The 17,412-nt window shown below is 59.5% G+C and carries 16 protein-coding genes; 9 read left to right on the top strand and 7 right to left on the bottom strand.

Annotation, left to right across the window (positions count from 1 at the left end; all coding sequences use genetic code 11):
- The first annotated feature begins 12 nt into the window (after positions 1-12).
- Both fapE and fapF read left to right on the top strand, forming a co-directional pair.
- Entirely contained in the window at positions 13-774 is a 762-nt protein-coding gene (gene fapE, locus AC1RS8_RS05625) for a fibril amyloid subunit FapE (RefSeq protein WP_079246748.1), read from the top strand.
- A 46-nt stretch (positions 775-820) separates the two neighbouring features.
- On the top strand, positions 821-2,110 hold the full coding sequence (gene fapF / locus AC1RS8_RS05620) for a fibril amyloid transporter FapF (protein ID WP_489338563.1): 1,290 nt from the start codon (positions 821-823) through the stop codon (positions 2,108-2,110).
- A gap of 60 nt (positions 2,111-2,170) precedes the next feature.
- Here the strand turns inward: fapF and AC1RS8_RS05615 are convergent, their stop codons facing one another.
- The gene (locus AC1RS8_RS05615) at positions 2,171-3,496 is read right to left on the bottom strand and encodes a sigma-54 dependent transcriptional regulator (protein ID WP_340312007.1); all 1,326 of its coding nucleotides are present in this window, start codon (positions 3,494-3,496) and stop codon (positions 2,171-2,173) included.
- Positions 3,497-3,838: 342 nt separating this feature from the next.
- Between AC1RS8_RS05615 and AC1RS8_RS05610 the strand changes: the two genes are divergently transcribed.
- The 3 genes from AC1RS8_RS05610 (at position 3,839) to nhaB (ending at position 7,262) form a co-directional block, all read left to right on the top strand.
- Positions 3,839-4,105 carry a hypothetical protein gene (locus AC1RS8_RS05610; RefSeq protein ID WP_090455359.1) on the top strand — a complete coding sequence of 89 codons (267 nt, stop codon included), beginning with the start codon at positions 3,839-3,841 and terminating at the stop codon, positions 4,103-4,105.
- A 286-nt stretch (positions 4,106-4,391) separates the two neighbouring features.
- Positions 4,392-5,681, top strand: coding sequence for an NHL repeat-containing protein (locus tag AC1RS8_RS05605; protein ID WP_218495584.1), 1,290 nt, complete (start codon positions 4,392-4,394; stop codon positions 5,679-5,681).
- A gap of 78 nt (positions 5,682-5,759) precedes the next feature.
- Entirely contained in the window at positions 5,760-7,262 is a 1,503-nt protein-coding gene (nhaB, locus tag AC1RS8_RS05600) for a sodium/proton antiporter NhaB (protein ID WP_218495582.1), read from the top strand.
- A gap of 171 nt (positions 7,263-7,433) precedes the next feature.
- On the opposite strand, the gene zwf is transcribed toward nhaB, so the two are convergent.
- Together zwf and gnd are read right to left on the bottom strand one after the other, a co-directional pair.
- On the bottom strand, positions 7,434-8,957 hold the full coding sequence (gene zwf / locus AC1RS8_RS05595; RefSeq protein WP_057714732.1) for a glucose-6-phosphate dehydrogenase: 1,524 nt from the start codon (positions 8,955-8,957) through the stop codon (positions 7,434-7,436).
- Positions 8,954-9,934 carry a phosphogluconate dehydrogenase (NAD(+)-dependent, decarboxylating) gene (gnd, locus tag AC1RS8_RS05590; RefSeq protein WP_057714731.1) on the bottom strand — a complete coding sequence of 327 codons (981 nt, stop codon included), beginning with the start codon at positions 9,932-9,934 and terminating at the stop codon, positions 8,954-8,956. Before gnd ends, zwf begins: the two co-directional genes overlap by 4 nt.
- Positions 9,935-10,206: 272 nt before the next feature.
- On the opposite strand from gnd, the gene AC1RS8_RS05585 reads away from it, so the two are divergent.
- The 3 genes from AC1RS8_RS05585 to AC1RS8_RS05575 all read left to right on the top strand — a co-directional run bounded on the left by AC1RS8_RS05585 (position 10,207) and on the right by AC1RS8_RS05575 (position 12,702).
- A complete protein-coding gene (locus tag AC1RS8_RS05585; RefSeq protein ID WP_340312014.1) occupies positions 10,207-10,389 on the top strand; it encodes a DUF6026 family protein in 183 nt (60 codons plus the stop codon).
- Between the two features lie 198 nt (positions 10,390-10,587).
- Complete coding sequence (locus AC1RS8_RS05580) at positions 10,588-12,324, top strand: phosphoethanolamine transferase CptA (protein ID WP_489338564.1); 1,737 nt, start codon at positions 10,588-10,590, stop codon at positions 12,322-12,324.
- 168 nt (positions 12,325-12,492) lie between these two features.
- Positions 12,493-12,702, top strand: a complete 210-nt coding sequence (locus AC1RS8_RS05575) for a hypothetical protein (protein ID WP_057714728.1) — start codon at positions 12,493-12,495, stop codon at positions 12,700-12,702.
- A 77-nt stretch (positions 12,703-12,779) separates the two neighbouring features.
- On the opposite strand, the gene AC1RS8_RS05570 is transcribed toward AC1RS8_RS05575, so the two are convergent.
- The 3 genes from AC1RS8_RS05570 to zapE form a co-directional block, all read right to left on the bottom strand.
- Entirely contained in the window at positions 12,780-13,271 is a 492-nt protein-coding gene (locus AC1RS8_RS05570; protein WP_008053742.1) for a GNAT family N-acetyltransferase, read from the bottom strand.
- 115 nt (positions 13,272-13,386) lie between these two features.
- Positions 13,387-13,968 carry a DinB family protein gene (locus AC1RS8_RS05565; protein ID WP_489338565.1) on the bottom strand — a complete coding sequence of 194 codons (582 nt, stop codon included), beginning with the start codon at positions 13,966-13,968 and terminating at the stop codon, positions 13,387-13,389.
- Between the two features lie 26 nt (positions 13,969-13,994).
- Positions 13,995-15,113: a cell division protein ZapE gene (gene zapE, locus AC1RS8_RS05560; RefSeq protein ID WP_090457879.1), complete on the bottom strand. Its 1,119-nt coding sequence runs from the start codon at positions 15,111-15,113 to the stop codon at positions 13,995-13,997.
- 159 nt (positions 15,114-15,272) lie between these two features.
- On the opposite strand from zapE, the gene AC1RS8_RS05555 reads away from it, so the two are divergent.
- Positions 15,273-16,325, top strand: coding sequence for an aldo/keto reductase (locus AC1RS8_RS05555; protein WP_493162464.1), 1,053 nt, complete (start codon positions 15,273-15,275; stop codon positions 16,323-16,325).
- 115 nt (positions 16,326-16,440) lie between these two features.
- Here AC1RS8_RS05555 and speB read toward each other — a convergent pair whose 3' ends face one another.
- On the bottom strand, positions 16,441-17,400 hold the full coding sequence (gene speB, locus AC1RS8_RS05550; protein WP_223502583.1) for an agmatinase: 960 nt from the start codon (positions 17,398-17,400) through the stop codon (positions 16,441-16,443).
- Positions 17,401-17,412 lie beyond the last annotated feature (12 nt).

The raw sequence follows: 17,412 nt of genomic DNA, 5'->3' as shown, positions 1-17,412 counted from the left end.
ATAGGGGGCAGGATGCTCCGGGAGCAGCAAATGAAAACCTCGTATTGGGTGGTCGCTGTCTGTCTGGCAGCGAACACTTCAGGTTTTGCTGATGAGTTCAGACCCATCGAAATCAAGGACCAGGAACTGGCCGAGTTGCGTGGCCGATATGTGATGCCGGGGCGGGTCATCAGCTTCGGTGTCGTCATGAGCAGTACCTGGCGCAATGCCAGTGGTGACCTGATCGGAGCCTCCACCTCGATGCAGCTTCAAGCCGCAACGGTCAAGCCCGAGTTCTATGTTTCGACCATCAAGCAATCGGGTCATGGCGGTACGTCCAGGTCAGGCAGCGGTCACGTGTCGGGGGGCGCAGCCCTGAGCACTTCCCGGGGCATAACCCAGGTCACACGGGCCGCAGGTGATGGCAACAGCGCAAACAACAACATCGCCATCAACGTCAAAGAGGCCAGCACGGCCCCTGCACTGGTGGCGGGCCAGGGCCAGGCGCTGATAGCCGGTCAAACCATCACCGGCAGTAATGCCGCAGGCAGTGTCGCGGTATCCGCGACCAGCGGCGGCGTTCAGATGGCCATTACCGCCAACAACAACCAGGGCACCAGCCTGCAACAAGTCGCCCAGGGCGGGTTGCTGCAAAACACCCGGTTGCTGGGCAGCAGCAATGTGGTCGACAACATGACTCAACTCAACGTAGTGCTCAACAATAATGGCCCGAGTGCGGGGGCATTGGACTGCAACCTCAACCAACTTGCTGCATTACGGACCATGGGCTATTGAACTACGCTGAGTCTGGACCATTGGGCACAAATGGACGGCATATTTCATGTACCGATCAGTATCACTGCGTGCAGTTGCATGCTTGAGTGCTCTACTCCCGGCGGCGATGTTGCAGGCAGCACCTGACCCGGAACTGGAGGCTCTCAAACAAGAGCTCCTGGAGTTGAAACAACGATACGAAGTACAGCAAAAAGCCCTGGCGGTTCTCGAACAACGGGTCCGCCAGGTCGAAGAGCAGCCCGCCTCGCCCGCTCCCAAACGCTTGGCCAAGTCGCCAGCGGATCTCAAGGGCAATCCAGGCGTCGGCACCGGCGCCGCAGCCGCCTCGGGGGGGAGCGGCAGCTCTTATGGACAATCGCTGGCCAATGACTCGCAACCGGCGCAAAGCGTTTCGAACCTGTATGACGAGGCCAGCGGGTTTTTCGGCGGTGGCAAGTTCAGCGTCGAAACCGGGATAACCTACTCCCGCTACGATTCTCGCCAACTGGTCCTCAACGGTTTTCTAGCCCTGGACTCGATCTTCCTGGGCGCTATCAACCTGGACCGGATCAAGGCCGACACCTGGACGCTTGACCTCACCGGTCGCTACAACTTCAACAATCGCTGGCAGTTCGACCTGAACGTACCGGTTGTCTACCGTGAGTCCACGTACCAGTCCGGTGGCGGCAATAGCGGCGCCGCAAACGTCACGACCGAAGACACCGTCAAGGAAGACCCGACCATAGGTGACGTCAACTTCGGTGTCGCCTACAAATTCCTCGACGAATCGGCCAACACGCCGGATGCCGTGGTGACCTTGCGCGTCAAGGCGCCTACCGGCAAAGACCCGTTCGGCATCAAGCTGGTTCGGGTGGCCGATAACTCAAACCTGGCCGTGCCTGAATCCTTGCCTACCGGTAACGGCGTCTGGTCGATTACGCCGGGGATCTCCCTGGTCAAGACGTTCGATCCGGCGGTGCTGTTCGGCAGCCTGTCCTACACGTACAACATGGAAGAGTCTTTCGACGACATCAGCTCCAACCCGGCGGTCAAGACGCCGGGCAAAGTCCGCATTGGCGACAGCTTCCAGATCGGCGCCGGCATTGCGTTCGCCTTGAACGAAAAGATGAGTATGTCGTTCTCGGTCTCTGACCTGGTGCAACGCAAAAGCAAGCTCAAGGAAGATGGCGGGGATTGGCAAGCGGTGGTCTCCAGCGATGCCAACGCCGGTTACTTCAACATCGGCATGACCATTGCGGCCACCGACAGCCTGACCATCGTGCCCAACCTGTCCATCGGCATGACGGACGATGCCCCGGACTTCCAGTTCAGCCTGAAACTCCCCTACTACTTCTGACCCGAACAAAAACCCCGCTGCAACTGCAATCGCAGCGGGGTTTTGGTTTGCGGCCGGGGTTCAGCGAATCTGGTGCTTGTGCAACAACCGGTAGAAGGTCGGTCGCGACACACCCAATACTTTGGCGGCGACACTCAGGTTATCGCTGTGGCGACTCAATACATCGCACAACGCCTGGCGTTCGGCCCGGGACTTGTATTCTTCGAGGGTGCCCATCGGCGCTGCCAACGTATGCTGACTGATCAACCCCAGGTCACGGGCCTCGATCTGCCGGCCTTCGGCCAACACCAGCCCGCGACGAACGCGGTTGGCCAGTTCGCGAACATTGCCTGGCCAGTCGTGTTTGCCCATGGCAATCAACGCGTCTTCGCTGAAACTGCGTGGGCGGCGCCCGGTTTCATGGCTATAGAAATGGGAGAAATGGTTGGCCAACACCGCCAGGTCGCCATGGCGCTCGCGCAGCGGAACAGTCGCCACTTGCAGTACGTTCAAGCGGTAATACAAGTCTTCGCGAAAGCGTTTCTTTTCGATGGCGGCTTCAAGGTCGGTATGCGTTGCCGCCAGAACCCGCACATCCACCGGAATCAGCTGACTGCCACCCACCCGCTCGATGTGTTTTTCCTGGAGGAACCGCAACAGGTTGGCCTGCAACTCCAGTGGCAGGTCACCGATCTCGTCGAGAAACAGGGTGCCACCGTTGGCGGCTTCTATCCGTCCGACCTTGCGTTGGTGCGCGCCGGTAAATGCGCCTTTCTCATGGCCGAACAACTCGGACTGGATCAAATGCTCGGGAATCGCACCACAATTGATCGCAATGAAGGGTTTGTTGTGACGCTGGGACTGACGATGCAGGGTTCGTGCGACCAGTTCCTTGCCAGTGCCGCTTTCACCGCGAATCAACACCGGAGAATCGGTCGGAGCCAGTTTGCTCAACAGCTTTCGCAGCTCACGAATAGGTTTGCTGTCGCCCAGCAATTCGTGCTCGGGCTGGTCGACATAGACCGTGCCCTGCCCGCGCAAGCGCGCCATGCCAAACGCCCGGCCCAGTGTTACCTGGACCCGGGACACATCGAACGGCAAGGTATGAAAGTCAAAAAACCATTCACAGACGAAGTCGCCGACATTTTGCAGCCGCAGTACATCCTGGTTGAGTACGGCTATCCACTCGGTGCCGCTGCGGCTGATCAGCTCTTTGACGGCCTCCGGGTGCTCAAGGTGAAAAGGCTGCAAGCGCAGCAAGCCCACGTCACAGGTTCGGTCAACGGCGTTCTCCAGCGTGCAGCTGTCAACGTCCCAACCGATGGCGCGCAATCCAGGGAGCAGGCGATAGCAATCGTCACAGGGGTCCACCACTAACAAACGTCGTAAGGCAGGCGCATCACTCATGACTGATCCTTGGCGCCAAATTTATGAAAATTTAATAAAAACAGTCATTTGGCAGGCCTGGCTGTAACATTAGCAAGAATTTGACAGGGCCTTGTACTGTTTGACTATAGGGATGTCACAAAACCAGTTATAAGTTGCGATTATGTTAGTCACCTAACGACTGTTTCCTTTCATTCAGCTTTCAATGTCAGGCTCTTCCTTGAATCTGTGAAATAAAGTGGAAATTTCTTTTGAATGTGTGTGACCCGAACCCCGGTTGCGGGCATCAGTACAAGTAACCAGCTGAACGGTAAGCCCAACCGTCGGCCTATCACTTGATTGGGCATACAGAGAGAAGACCCTATGAACGCCCCGCTCCGTATCAACGAAGCACTTCTGATTGCCGACTGCGCATTTAAACCATTCAAATGCGTGGCCTGGGCCCCACAAGACGGCAATGGCGAACTCAGCCTGACCGTTATCGACCGCACCAGCACCAACATTGGCCGCAAGCAGATCCCAAGCAGCGCCTATTCCGATCCCGCGCAACTCGAACGGCTGCTGGAACAGGCTCGCGCCGAATTGAGCGAGGAAGGTTACACACTGCAGTCGTGGTCGATGCCGCACTAATCGTTTTGCGGATTACTCCGGGGTAATCCGCGCCCTTTCCCTGTCTTTAGTTCGCAGTTTTTTCTGGCCGCGCACACTACGTGACACTGTTTAATTCGAACTTCACATACGCCTGATACTTTGCAGGCTCGCCATTGGTTCGAAAAGACACTGTTGTGGCACACAGCGACCCTCCGTCTGTTAGTTCTTACCGTTGTGCATCCCTTCATTCAGGGATTGAATAATCTTCCTATCAAGTCGCCACCCAAACCTCTGGATCAGGACGACTCGCAAGGAGATGCGGTGCATGTCAAGCCAGTCCGCTTTTGCCTACTCCGCAGCCCGGAAAAACGCCGGGGCCCTCGATACGACGTTTGCCGCCAACGGCAAAACCCAGGTCTATTTCGCCGACAGCCTTTTCAGCTTGGCCAATGACGTTGCGATCGATGCGCAAGGTCGCTTGCTGGTAGCCGCAAAAGTCGGCATGGCCGATGGCACCCGCTTTGGCCTGGCCCGCTTGCTGGCGGATGGTTGCGCAGACCTGACGTTCGGTAAACAAGGCAGTGTCATCGGGCAATTCGAACCGGGGTTCGAAGCCATGGGCACCAAGGTCCTGATCCTGCCCGACGGCAACATCCTGTTGGCTGGCCTGCAATACGTAAACGCGCACCGCACGCTCCCGGCCCTGGCATTGCTGGATCAAGATGGCCGCCTGGTGCAAGGCTTTGGCGATAATGGCCGCCGTGTCGTGCGATTACCTGGCGATCTGTCCCTGGGCATGCGCGATATCCGGCTGCCTCTGGGTGTGCCGGGCGCAGAAGCCTGCGATGTGGCCATACAGCAAGACGGCCGGATCCTGATCCTGGCCAACCATCACTACGAACTGGCCGATCACGTCGGCATGTTGATACGTCTGGATGTCGAAGGCTCGCTGGACTGCTCGTTCAACGACCGCGGCTTCGTGATGGTCAGGCACCTGCTGATGAATACCTGGCTCAGCAGCCTGACGGTACAACGTGATGGCCGAATCCTGGTCGGTGGATCGATCAATTTTCCCGAGGAAGGCTTGCTGGCACGCTATCACCCGGACGGGCGCCTCGACGACCGATTTGCCGTGGATGGATTCATGACCTTCAAGGCGCAAGGGCATGGCGCCCGGGTCAGCCGGGTGGTCCAGCAAAACGAAGGCGAAATCCTGTGTTTTGGCAGCAGTCGCGAGCCGATGCACTGCCTGACATTTAAAATGCACAGCAACGGGCGCCCCGACAGTCATTGCAACGGAGGACATCCGCAGCGGCGGGAAATCGGTTACAGCGGATGCCAGTGGACCGCCGCACAGCTACAACCTGATGGCAGTGTGCTCACGGCGGGCGCCACCATCGGCGGCGTCGAAGCAGACTTCATTCTCGGGCGATACCTGCCCAACGGCCTTCCCGATCGCCGTTTTGGCAAAGGCAGCGGCTATACACGTACGCGCCTGGGCCCCAGCCTGGATACCGCCACCTGTGTCGCCGCACACGCCGATGGAAATATTGTAGTGGGAGGCTATTCGCTGCACGGAAACTACAAGGCGGTCATCGCTCGTTTCCAGGGATAAACACCGGCATTTTTCTTGCGCTTGATCTTCTCGCGCGCTTGCGGCAACTTGCGCGCTTCTCAAGACAAGGAGCAGCCGATGTCCGGTTCAATGGCCCAGGCGTTCGCGCACAACTTTCTCGGGCACTCGCCCCGTTGGTACAAGGCCTGCATCGTCGGCTTTCTCATCCTCAATGCCCTGGTGCTTTGGACCGCAGGCCCGGTGGTTGCCGGCTGGCTACTGGTGCTGGAGTTCATCTTCACCCTGGCCATGGCACTCAAATGCTATCCGCTGATGCCCGGCGGCCTGCTGTTGATTGAAGCCCTGCTGCTGAAGATGACCACGCCCCAGGCGCTGTACGACGAGTTGCTGCACAACTTCCCGGTGATCCTGCTGCTGATGTTCATGGTGGCCGGTATCTATTTCATGAAGGACCTGTTGCTTTACCTGTTCTCGCGCCTGCTGCTCGGGGTCCGCTCCAAAGCCCTGCTGTCCCTGATGTTCTGCTTTCTGTCGGCCTTTCTGTCGGCGTTCCTCGATGCCTTGACTGTGACCGCCGTGATCATCAGTGCCGCCGTAGGTTTTTACTCGGTGTATCACCGCGTCGCCTCGGGCAACGATCCGCGCCAGGACAGCGAGTTCAGCGACGACCAACATCTGCCCACCCTGCATCACGGTGATCTGGAACAGTTCCGCGCCTTCCTGCGCAGCCTGCTGATGCACGGCGCCGTGGGCACCGCGCTGGGTGGTGTCTGTACGCTGGTCGGTGAACCGCAGAACCTGCTGATCGGCCATGAAATGGGCTGGCACTTCGCTGAGTTCTTCACCCGGGTTGCGCCGGTATCCCTGCCGGTACTGGTTGCCGGGCTGGTAACCTGCGTCCTCCTGGAAAAGCTGCGCTGGTTCGGATACGGCACGCTGCTGCCGGATAACGTTCGTGCGGTGCTGGCCAACTACGCCGCCGAAGACAATGCCGAGCGCACCACGCGCCAAGGTGCCGCGCTACTGGTGCAAGGCTTTGCCGCATTGATTCTGATTGCCGGGCTGGCGTTCCACATCGCCGAAGTGGGTTTGATCGGTTTGATGGTGATCGTGTTGATTACCGCCTTTACCGGCATCACCGACGAACACCGCCTGGGCACAGCGTTCAAGGACGCCATGCCGTTCACCTCATTGTTGGTGGTGTTTTTCGCCGTGGTCGCGGTGATTCACGACCAGCAACTGTTCGCCCCACTGATCCACTGGGTGCTGACGCTCCCGGCAGACCAACAACCGGGCATGCTGTTCATTGCCAACGGCCTGCTGTCCGCCATCAGCGACAACGTGTTCGTGGCAACCATTTACATCACCGAAGTGAAGCGCGCGTTCATGGCGGGAGAGATGACCCGTGAGCATTTCGAAACCCTGGCGATTGCGATCAATACCGGTACCAACCTGCCGAGCGTGGCGACGCCCAACGGTCAGGCGGCGTTTCTGTTCCTGCTGACCTCGGCGATTGCACCGCTGGTGCGTCTGTCGTACGGGCGGATGGTCTGGATGGCGCTGCCGTACACCGTGGTGATGGGGACATTGGGCTGGTATGCGGTGAGCTACTGGCTCTGACACCGCCGAGCCTTTGTGGCGAGGGGGCTTGCCCCCGTTGGCTGCGCAGCGGCCCCAAAACCTACTACTACGCTGTAGCAGGTACACCGAGTGATGAAATGGCGACTGCTTCGCAGCCGAACGGGGGCAAGCCCCCTCGCCACAAAAGCTCGCTCCTACTGGAGATAGGTGTTATCCGAGGCGGTGCCAGACGCGACCGTCACGGGTGAGCAGTTCTTCGCCGGCCTTGGGGCCGTTTTCCCCGGCAGCGTAGCTCTGCACGCTGGAATCCTGCTGCCAGGCATCCAGGAACGGCTGCACGGCGCGCCAGCCGTTTTCGATGTTGTCGGCGCGCTGGAACAGCGTCTGGTCACCCGTCAGGCAATCGTAGATCAGGGTTTCGTAGCCGGTGGACGGCTGCATCTCGAAGAAGTCCTTGTAGGCGAACCCCAGCTCGATGTTGTCCATTTTCAAGGCCTGACCGGGACGCTTGGCCAGCAGGTCGAACCACATGCCTTCGTTCGGCTGGATCTGAATGCGCAAATAGGTCGGCTGCAGCTCATCGACCTCGGTATCGCGGAACTGCGCATAGGGCGCCGGCTTGAAACAGATCACGATCTCGGTGTCACGCACACTCATGCGCTTGCCTGTTCGCAGATAGAACGGCACGCCGACCCATCGCCAGTTATCGATCATGACCTTGAGGGCCACATAGGTTTCGGTATCGCTGTCGGGTGCGACGTTGTTTTCCTGGCGATAGCCCGGCAGTGCCTTGCCGTCGATCTCACCGGAGGTGTATTGGCCGCGTACCGAGTTGGCGCGGGCTTCCTCCACCGTCCAGGGCCTGATCGCGCCAACGACCTTGGCTTTCTCGCCGCGCACCGCATCGGCGCCGAACGCGGCGGGCGGTTCCATCGCCACCATCGCCAGCAACTGGAACAGGTGATTGGGCACCATGTCCCGCAGCGCGCCGGTGTGCTCATAGAAACTGCCACGGGTTTCCACGCCCACGGTTTCGGCGGCGGTGATCTGCACGTGGTCGATGTAGTGATTGTTCCAGAACGCTTCGAACAGGCTGTTGGAGAACCGGCTGACTAGGATGTTCTGTACGGTCTCCTTGCCCAGGTAATGGTCGATGCGGTAGATCTGCTTTTCCGTCATCACCTTGAGCAGGCAAGCGTTCAAGGCTTCGGCCGTATGCAGGTCGGAACCGAAGGGTTTTTCGACCACCACCCTTCTGAAGGCCTCGGGGTTTTCTTCCAGCAAGCCGGCCGAGCCAAGACGGCGCACCACTTCACTGAAGAAACGCGGCGCGGTGGCCAGATAGAACACCGCATTGCCAGTACCGCTGTCGGCGATTTTTGCCGCCAGCGCTTGATAAGTGCTGTCGTCCAGGAAATCGCCCTGGACGTAGCTGATGCCTTTGGCGAGTTTGGCCCACAGCGCCGGGTCAAGGGCTTGATCGCCCTTGCCGGTCCTGGTGGCCACCTCGTTGCGGATGAAGTCTTCGAGTTTTTTCGCGAAGCCTTCATCGCTGATGGCGTTGTGGTCAACGCCGATGATCCGCAGTCCATTCCCGAGTAAACCGTCACGGCTGAGATTGTACAGCGCCGGCATCAGCAGGCGCTTGACCAGATCGCCGTGGGCGCCGAACAGGAACAGCGTGGTCGGCGGCGCGGGTTCAGCCTTGGATTTTCTGCGGATCGCGTGGGTCATTTTTTCGAGGTCTCCACATGGCCGCCGAAGCCGAAGCGCTGGGCCGAGAGAATCTTGTCGCCAAAGGTGCCTTGCCCACGGGAACGGTAGCGCGAGAACAGCGAGTTCGACAGCACCGGCACCGGCACCGCTTGTTCCATGGCAGCTTCGATGGTCCATTGACCTTCACCGCTGTCGGCCACGGACCCGGAGAAACCGTCGAGTTTCGGATCGCTGGCCAAGGCGTCGGCAGTCAGGTCCAGCAACCACGAGGACACCACGCTGCCACGGCGCCACACTTCGGCGATATCGGCGACGTTCAGGTCGAAACGCTGGTCTTGCGGCAGGCTCTCGCTGTTTTTGGTCTTGAGGATGTCGAAGCCTTCTGCGAACGCCTGCATCATTCCGTATTCGATGCCGTTGTGGATCATCTTCACGAAATGCCCGGAACCGGCCGGACCTGCATGAATGTAACCACGCTCGGCACGATCGTCGTCGGACTTGCGGTCCTTGGTGCGCGGGATGTCGCCCAGGCCAGGGGCCAGGGTGGCGAACAGCGGGTCGAGGCGCTTAACAGTCTCGGCATCGCCGCCGATCATCATGCAGTAACCGCGCTCCAGGCCCCAGACACCGCCGGAGGTACCGACGTCGATGTAGTGCAGGCCTTTTTCCGACAGGGTCTTCGCCCGGCGGATATCGTCTTTATAGAAGGTGTTGCCGCCGTCGATGATGGTATCACCGGCGTCGAGCAAGGTGCTCAGGGTGTCGATGGTTTCTTCGGTCGGCGCGCCAGCTGGCAGCATGACCCAGACCGCACGCGGCCTGGCCAGGCCGGCGACCAGCGCCGGCAGATCGGTGACGCCCGTGGAGCCCTCTGTAGCCAAGGCTTCGACAAAGGCGGTATTGCGATCGTAAACAACGGTGGTGTGCCCGTTGAGCATCAGGCGCCGCGCAATATTGCCGCCCATGCGGCCCAGTCCAATAATCCCGAGTTGCATGTGCTGATGCTCCCTACTACAAATTAAAGTGTGTCAAAGGTTATAGCCCAACGCGACTCATGAGGTTAGTCCAGAGCGTTGGCACGAAGTTTCCGGGCATTGTGCCCGATCCTGATGGATAACGTCGGGAATCAAACCGAAGACACAACGACCATGAAAAATAAAAAAGTTCCCTTCTGGGGCAAAAGAAATCAAAATTGGCGCCGATAGTAGGTCAGCCCCGGATTTCGAGGCGTACCTACAGTTGAGACACGCCATTTGCGAGGTGAGCAATGGGCACAGTACATACCGCACTGCCAGCACAAACCCTTTACGTCACAATCCGTCGTGACGAATTGCGCCAGTTGAAAGACGAACGCGATCAGTTGAAGCAGGAACTGGCGCAATTGCGGCTGCTGCTGCAAACCAATCAAGCGCAGCCCCTGGCTGTGGTGCAACACACCCCATTCGCCTGACCCCCTCCTTTGAAGCGGGAGCAGTCTGCACTGCTTCCGCACCGGCTCACGCCTTGCCACCCCTGGCAACTCACAAAATTTTCACAATTGTTACACGACAATTACTCGTTTAGGTCGCCCGATTCCGCGCGGCCCTCGTTCGTCGTCCGTGATATCCAAGTCGCGGCGGTGGTAGTGAACTCTCGGCTGGAGCGCTGAATGTCTTTGTTGAAACGCAGCAACACGACTGCGGCAGGTTTTGATTGGGCCGGATTTGTCTGGCTGTTTGTATTCTTCTGGTACTTTTCCGGCATCACCCAACTACTGATCCAGTTGACTGGCACCTCCGGCTTTAGCGGATTCCGCCAGGCCTTCGTCATGAGCGCCTTCTGGCTGGCGCCGATGTTGCTGTTCCCCCGGCAAACCCGCGTCATGGCTGCCGTGATCGGCGTCGTACTGTGGGCGTGTTCCATGGCGAGCCTGGGTTACTTCTTCATCTATCAGCAGGAGTTTTCCCAGAGCGTCATCTTCATCATGTTTGAGTCGAACGTGGCTGAAGCCGGCGAATACATGACCCAGTACTTTGCCTGGTGGATGGTGCCGGCGTTCCTGGCACACACCGCTTTTTCCTGGTTCCTGTGGACACGCCTGCGCCCGGTGTACCTGCCCCGCGGCAAGGCAATCGTGGCCGCGGTGGCCATTGTCGTGGCGGTCGTCGGTTATCCGCTGATCAAGCAAACCTCACGCACCGGCAGTTTCGCCGAAGGCTTCGACAAGTTCGAAACCCGCATCGAGCCGGCGGTGCCATGGCAGATGGCCGTGGCCTATCACCGCTACCTGGAAACCCTGGCCGGCATGCAGGACATGCTCAATAGCGCCAGCAAGATTCCACCGCTGCACAACCTGAAGGACGCAATGGCCAACACGCCTGCGACCCTGGTGCTGGTGATCGGTGAGTCCACCAACCGTCAGCGCATGAGCCTGTACGGCTATCCCCGGGCAACCACGCCGGAACTGGACAAGCTCAAGGATCAACTGGACGTTTTCGACAACGTCATTACGCCGCGCCCCTACACCATTGAGGCGCTGCAGCAGGTCCTGACCTTCGCTGACGAAGAAAACCCCGACCTGTACCTGTCGACGCCATCGCTGGTCAGCATGATGAAACAGGCAGGTTACAAGACCTTCTGGATCACCAACCAGCAGACCATGACCAAGCGCAACACCATGCTCACGACCTTTTCCGAACAGGCCGATGAACAGGTGTACCTGAACAACAACCGCAACCAGAACGCCGCCCAGTACGATGGCGACGTGATCGAGCCCTTCAACAAGGCCCTGGCCGACGGTGCACCGCGCAAACTCATCGTCGTGCATTTGCTCGGCACGCACATGAGCTACCAGTACCGCTACCCGTCGACCTTCGACAGGTTCCAGGACCGTGAGGGCGTGCCTGCCGGCATTCGCGATGACCAGTTGCCGACGTACAACAGCTACGACAATGCCGTGCTGTACAACGACTTCGTGGTGTCCAGCCTGATCAAGGACTACGCCAGGACCGATCCGAACGGCTTCCTGCTGTACCTGTCCGACCATGGCGAGGACGTGTTCGATTCCGTGGGCCACAACACCTTGGGGCGCAACGAGAACAAGCCGACAGCACCGATGTACACCATTCCGTTCATGGCCTGGGCATCGCCGAAATGGCGCGCAACCCATGACTGGAACCTCGTGGGTGATCTCTCGCGCCCTTACAGCAGCTCGCACCTGATTCACACTTGGGCCGACCTGGCGGGCCTGAGCTTCGACGAACTCGATCGCAGCAAAAGCCTGGTCAGTGACAGCTTCAAGGCCCGGCCATTGATGATCGGCAACCCGTATGAGCGTCAACAGCGTGCGCTGATCGACTTCAGCCTGATGAAGCCTAAAACGCCACCGACTGTCGTTCAGCAGTAATCCTTTCAGGGGCCGGTTCCGGCCCCTTTTTCATGCTCCCGTTGCAGCCATGCAGGTCGTTGGTGAAGTTGATTCCCAATTAACCGAATCGGCGGATAATGCCATTTCGACACTGCTTCATTGATTCATGGACGAAAGGCATCCGACATCTGTAGTGGGAGGCAAACCATGAAACGCACCGCAATGATTCTCGCCGGCCTGATGGCCTTGGGCTCAACCAGTGCTTTTGCCGAAGGTGGAGCCGAACGCATGCGCTATTACTACGAAAGCCTGCGACTGGCCCAGCAAGAAGCCCTGGGCCACCCCATCCAAAGCATTGAACTGCGGGTTCCGGACGATCAAACCGCACAAATGACTGAAACCTACAGACCGAAATGATCCATGGACGTCTGATTGCAGTTCTAGGTAGAAGACTGTCGGGCGTCCTGATGGACGCCCTTTTTTTGCCTGTTGAATCAGAGGCTCTTGGTCCAGAACAGCATCCGTCCATGGGCCGGGTCGAACATGCCGGCGGCGAAACCGGCTTTTTCATAGGAACCCTGGGCCACGGCATTGCCTTCCAGCACTTCCAGGGTGAGCTTGCAGCAGCCACGCTGACGGGCGATGTCTTCGACCTTTTGCAGCATCTTCTGGCTCAAGCCCAGGCCGCGAAATTTTTTCACCACCGACACATCATGCACATTGACCAGCGGCCGGCAGGCAAACGTCGAGAACCCCTCGAAGCAATTGACCAGCCCGGCCGGCTCGCCACCGACAAAGGCCAGCACACTGAAGGCGTGGGGGCGCCGGGCAAGTTCGGCCGGGAGCTGCTCCAGTACATTGGCCGGCAACGGCTGGCCGCCCCCCATCGGGTCCTCGGCGTAGTGGTTCAGCACCAGGCAAATAGCCTCGGCATGCACCGGATTGGTGTAACTGGCCTGAAGCACAAGAATTTCTGCGGAGTCCATTTCCATCCTCGATCACACATGAAGTAGCCCCCAGCATGTACTCACGCTGAAGTGCCCGCAGACCATAGCGCGAGCAACGTGCCAACGACAATCGCAACCGAGAAAATCTTTGGCCTCAAGCGCCCCAGATCAAGGCTTCCGTCCACCCCAGTTCGGCAAAATCCTCGGCCCGCAAGTGCGACTCACCGGCGCAGAAAAACTCGTCGAGTTGCGGTGGCTGGACCGAGGTGCCGCTGAGCATGGCGTGAATCTGGCCGCGGTGATGGATCTGGTGTTCAAACAAATGGGACAGCAGGCGCAAGCGACTGTCGTGTTGCGGGGTGTCGCGGGCGATGGTCACGATTTTGCCCAGGTCGGCGTCGCGCATCTGCTCGCAGTAGGCAATCAGCCGGCGGTCGACGTGGGCCTGTTCGCCAACCAGATCCATTGCCACGAGGCAGGGTTCGTCTTCCTTGAAAAACACGCGGCAATCGGGATGCGGATCGTCGCCGCGCAGTTCACGCTCCAGGGCGTCTACATAAAACCAGTCACAGGTGAGGATGTGGTTGAGGGTGGCGCGGATCGAGGGGAAGAAGCTGACCCGGGATGCGCTCAGTTCCTGCGGGCTCAACTGACGCCAGGCCTTGGCCAGTCGGTGATTGGCCCAGGCGTTCTGATAGGCCATGGTCAGCAAATGGTGTGACAGGGGCTGATTCATGTTCGCTGCTCCCGATCAAATCCCGATCAAACTTCGGCAAACCGCTGCAGTTGCATTTCCTGCAATCGACTGAGGGTGCGGCGGAACGGAAACTCCAGATAACCCTCGGTGTAAAGCGATGCCATTGGCACTTGCGCTTCAAGGTACAGCGGCACCTTGCGGTCGTAGCACTCGTCCACCAGGGCAATGAACCGTCGCACACCATCGTCATGCACCGACAACTGCGGCAACTCACGATCTCCCGCCTCCACCCGCTCGACACCGTCCTCGGTGCCGCGGGCAATGCGCCCTGCGCGTTTCTGTGCGCTGAGGTTGGGCACGTCACTCAACAGGATAGCGCCGTAGGTATCACACAGGGCGATGAAATCCATGGCCGCGAAGGGTTGCTCGCACAGCGCGGCGTAACGGGTCCAGAGCACCGTCGGGCTGGCCTTGACCACCTCAAGGGAACGGTGACCGACCTTGACCGGCTCGCTCGATACTGACTGGCCGACGCTCAACAACTGGAATACTTCACCCAGCGCGCAGGGGTTACCGGGCTCGGCCACCCAATAACGTTGCAAACCGGCCCCCGGATGCAGGCGATGGTCTTCCCCGCCATCCACCGCAATCACCTGCATGTGCTGCTTGATCGCCGCGATGGCTGGCATGAAACGGTCGCGATTGAAGCCGTCGGCGTACAACTGGTCCGGCGGCAGATTGGACGTGCAGACCACTACCACGCCCTGTTCGAACATCACCTGGAACAGGCGCCCGAGAATGATCGCGTCGCCGATGTCATTGACGAACAGTTCGTCGAAACACAGCACGCGAACCTCTTCAGCCAATTCACGGGCCAACGCCTTGAGCGGATCGGCAGTGCCGGTCAGTTGAAACGAGCGTTGGTGCACCCAGCCCATGAAGTGGTGAAAGTGCTGGCGCCGCGCCGGTACTCGCAGGCTTTGGTAGAACTGGTCCATCAACCAGGTCTTGCCCCGCCCCACCGGCCCCCACAGGTACACGCCGGAAATGGGCGCGCGGCCTGCGTGCAACGCTTCGTGGCATTTTTGCAGCGCCCACACCGCATGTTCCTGGGCCTCGTCCTGGACGAAGCCCTTTTGTTCGATGGCATGCTGCCAGGCGCTTAAGGGGGAATCGATAGTCATGGGCGGCAGTATGCCATTGCCCATGGATAACGCGACCGGTGATCGGCAGATTTGTGCAGACAGGAAAAGCACCTTGACGCCTTAGATTACCAGCATCATATTTAATAGATGTTTTAGATAATCTATTAAACCTTGTCGCCATCCCTCTGGAGTCATCCCATGCATTACAAAGTTTTCGGTCGTAAAACCGGCTTGCGTGTTTCCGAACTGGCGCTGGGCGCGGGTAATTTCGGTACCGGTTGGGGCCATGGCGCCGAGCGTGACGAAGCCAGACGGATTTTTGATGGTTATCTGGAAGCCGGTGGCAATTTCATCGATACCGCCAATGGCTATCAGGGCGGGCAGTCCGAGGCCATGCTCAGCGAATTCATCGCCGCAGAACGGGATCGCCTGGTCATCGCCACCAAATACACCCTCGGGACTACACCGGCAGCCGGCATTTCCCACACTGGCAACAGCCGCAAGAACATGGTGCGCGCCGTCGAAGAAAGCCTGAAACGGCTGAAGACCGAGCATATCGACCTGTTCTGGGCGCACATGAGCGACGGCGTCACGCCCATGGAAGAGATCCTGCGCGGCTTCGACGATCTGGTCAGTGCCGGCAAGATTCATTACGCCGGTCTGTCGAACTTCCCCGCCTGGCGCATCGCCCGCGCCGACCTGCTGGCCGAGGTACGCGGTTTTGCGCCGATTGCCGCGATCCAGGTCGAGTACAGCCTCGCCGAACGCACCGCCGAGCGCGAACAACTGCCAATGGCCGAAGCCCTGGGCCTGGCCGCGACCTTGTGGTCGCCGCTGGGTGGCGGCTTCCTGACTGGCAAATATCGCAACAGTGAGGGCGACAATCGCGCGAACAAACTCGGCGTGCTGATCCACGCCGAAAAAAGCGCCCGCGAAACCGCCCTGCTCGACACCTTGATCGATGTCGCCGCAGAACTGGACGCCAGCCCGACCCACGTGGCCATAGCCTGGCTGCGGGAAAAAGCCAGACGCTCGACCACGGCACTGATTACGATCCTCGGCTCCCGGACCCGTGAGCAGCTGGATGCCACGTTGGGCGCGCTGAATGTGCAGTTGAGCAGCGAACAACTGGCACGACTGGACGGCGTCAGTGACGTGGACAAAGGCGTGCCGCACGAATCCATTTCCGGTTCGTTCGCGCGGTTCAGTGGGGGGCAGATCCTCGACCTGCCAATCATTCCGGTGGCCTGACACAAATCAAAACTGTGGGAGCGAGCTTGCTCGCGATGAGGGCGGAACATTCAACATCCATGTCGGCTGATCGACCGCCATCGCGAGCAAGCTCGCTCCCACAGGGTCAGGCGTATTACTTATCGACCTTATGCCTTGCCGCATACAGACACAGCATCTCCATCGCCAGCGTCGCCGCCGCCAGTGAGGTGATCTCCGCGCTGTCATAGGCCGGGGCCACTTCCACCACGTCCATGCCCACCAGGTTGATCCCGCGCAAACCGCCGAGAATCTCCAGCGCCTGCACCGTGCTCAAGCCGCCACACACCGGTGTTCCAGTGCCCGGAGCGAATGCCGGATCGAGGCAGTCGATGTCGAAGGTCAGGTACACCGGGTTGTCGCCGACCCGGGCGCGAATCGCCTCGACGATTGCCTCGCAGCCACGGCGGTGCACCTGCCGTGCGTCCAGCACCTCGAAGCCCTGGTGATCATCGTTGGTGGTGCGCAAGCCGATTTGTACCGAGCGCGACGGGTCCACCAGCCCTTCCCTGGCCGCGTGCCAGAACATGGTGCCATGGTCGATGCGCTTGCCCTCTTCGTCCGGCCAGGTGTCGCTGTGGGCGTCGAAGTGGATCAGCGACAATGCCCCATGCTTGCGCGCATGGGCCTTGAGCAGCGGGTAAGTAATGAAGTGATCGCCGCCAAAGGTCAGCATCGCGCTGCCCGCATTGAGGATGTGCTCGGCGTGGGCTTCGATCATTTCGGGCGTCGATTGCGGCGAACCGTAGTCGAAATCGCAATCGCCGTAGTCGATGACTGCCAGATGATCAAACGGGTCAAACGTCCACGGCCAATGCCGTTCCCAGGCGATCCCGGCCGAGGCGGCGCGAATACCCCGTGGCCCGAAGCGCGCGCCGGGGCGGTTGCTGGTGGCGGTGTCGAATGGCACGCCGCTGACTGCCACGTCGACACCGCGCAAGTCACGACTGTAACGGCGACGCATGAAACTGGTGATACCGGCGTAGGTACTTTCAGCGGCCGTGCCGTAAAGGCTGTCACGGGTAAGGGCTTGATCGTTCTGCATCGGGACGTCCATTGAAGGCTCCTT

The organism is Pseudomonas sp. GW821-FHT12A04 (assembly GCF_058807755.1).
The sequence above is the reverse complement of the archived record's forward strand: the minus strand, read 5'-3'. Positions and strand labels throughout refer to the sequence as shown.

Bases quoted from the DNA above. Each gene is read 5' to 3' on its own strand.
- fapE (WP_079246748.1), top strand. From the start codon at position 13: ATGCTCCGGGAGCAGCAAATGAAAACCTCGTATTGGGTGGTCGCTGTC.
- AC1RS8_RS05615 (WP_340312007.1), bottom strand. From the start codon at position 3,496: ATGAGTGATGCGCCTGCCTTACGACGTTTGTTAGTGGTGGACCCCTGT.
- AC1RS8_RS05580 (WP_489338564.1), top strand. From the start codon at position 10,588: ATGTCTTTGTTGAAACGCAGCAACACGACTGCGGCAGGTTTTGATTGG.
- AC1RS8_RS05565 (WP_489338565.1), bottom strand. From the start codon at position 13,968: ATGAATCAGCCCCTGTCACACCATTTGCTGACCATGGCCTATCAGAAC.
- zapE (WP_090457879.1), bottom strand. From the start codon at position 15,113: ATGACTATCGATTCCCCCTTAAGCGCCTGGCAGCATGCCATCGAACAA.
- zwf (WP_057714732.1), bottom strand. From the start codon at position 8,957: ATGACCCACGCGATCCGCAGAAAATCCAAGGCTGAACCCGCGCCGCCG.
- AC1RS8_RS05570 (WP_008053742.1), bottom strand. From the start codon at position 13,271: ATGGACTCCGCAGAAATTCTTGTGCTTCAGGCCAGTTACACCAATCCG.
- AC1RS8_RS05575 (WP_057714728.1), top strand. From the start codon at position 12,493: ATGAAACGCACCGCAATGATTCTCGCCGGCCTGATGGCCTTGGGCTCA.
- nhaB (WP_218495582.1), top strand. From the start codon at position 5,760: ATGTCCGGTTCAATGGCCCAGGCGTTCGCGCACAACTTTCTCGGGCAC.
- AC1RS8_RS05555 (WP_493162464.1), top strand. From the start codon at position 15,273: ATGCATTACAAAGTTTTCGGTCGTAAAACCGGCTTGCGTGTTTCCGAA.
- AC1RS8_RS05605 (WP_218495584.1), top strand. From the start codon at position 4,392: ATGTCAAGCCAGTCCGCTTTTGCCTACTCCGCAGCCCGGAAAAACGCC.
- AC1RS8_RS05585 (WP_340312014.1), top strand. From the start codon at position 10,207: ATGGGCACAGTACATACCGCACTGCCAGCACAAACCCTTTACGTCACA.
- speB (WP_223502583.1), bottom strand. From the start codon at position 17,400: ATGGACGTCCCGATGCAGAACGATCAAGCCCTTACCCGTGACAGCCTT.
- fapF (WP_489338563.1), top strand. From the start codon at position 821: ATGTACCGATCAGTATCACTGCGTGCAGTTGCATGCTTGAGTGCTCTA.
- AC1RS8_RS05610 (WP_090455359.1), top strand. From the start codon at position 3,839: ATGAACGCCCCGCTCCGTATCAACGAAGCACTTCTGATTGCCGACTGC.
- gnd (WP_057714731.1), bottom strand. From the start codon at position 9,934: ATGCAACTCGGGATTATTGGACTGGGCCGCATGGGCGGCAATATTGCG.